We start from the raw sequence: 760 nt of genomic DNA, 5'->3' as shown, positions 1-760 counted from the left end.
TCAGGGAGAACTCATCTCGGGGCAAGTTTCGTGCTTAGATGCTTTCAGCACTTATCTCTTCCGCATTTAGCTACCGGGCAGTGCCATTGGCATGACAACCCGAACACCAGTGATGCGTCCACTCCGGTCCTCTCGTACTAGGAGCAGCCCCCCTCAGTTCTCCAGCGCCCACGGCAGATAGGGACCGAACTGTCTCACGACGTTCTAAACCCAGCTCGCGTACCACTTTAAATGGCGAACAGCCATACCCTTGGGACCTACTTCAGCCCCAGGATGTGATGAGCCGACATCGAGGTGCCAAACACCGCCGTCGATATGAACTCTTGGGCGGTATCAGCCTGTTATCCCCGGAGTACCTTTTATCCGTTGAGCGATGGCCCTTCCATTCAGAACCACCGGATCACTATGACCTGCTTTCGCACCTGCTCGCGCCGTCACGCTCGCAGTCAAGCTGGCTTATGCCATTGCACTAACCTCCTGATGTCCGACCAGGATTAGCCAACCTTCGTGCTCCTCCGTTACTCTTTAGGAGGAGACCGCCCCAGTCAAACTACCCACCAGACACTGTCCGCAACCCCGATCAGGGGCCAACGTTAGAACATCAAACATTAAAGGGTGGTATTTCAAGGCCGGCTCCATGCAGACTGGCGTCCACACTTCAAAGCCTCCCACCTATCCTACACATCAAGGCTCAATGTTCAGTGTCAAGCTATAGTAAAGGTTCACGGGGTCTTTCCGTCTTGCCGCGGGTACACTGCAT

General features: G+C 54.7%; 1 rRNA gene. It reads right to left on the bottom strand.

From position 1 onward, the window contains the following. Positions 1-760, bottom strand: a 23S ribosomal RNA gene (locus E2L05_RS20585); the annotation flags it as partial.

The sequence above is a fragment of the Meridianimarinicoccus aquatilis genome (assembly GCF_004358675.1).
GTDB lineage: Bacteria > Pseudomonadota > Alphaproteobacteria > Rhodobacterales > Rhodobacteraceae > Meridianimarinicoccus > Meridianimarinicoccus aquatilis.
Note: the sequence above shows the minus strand (reverse complement) of the source record. Positions and strands in the feature narration are given on the sequence as shown.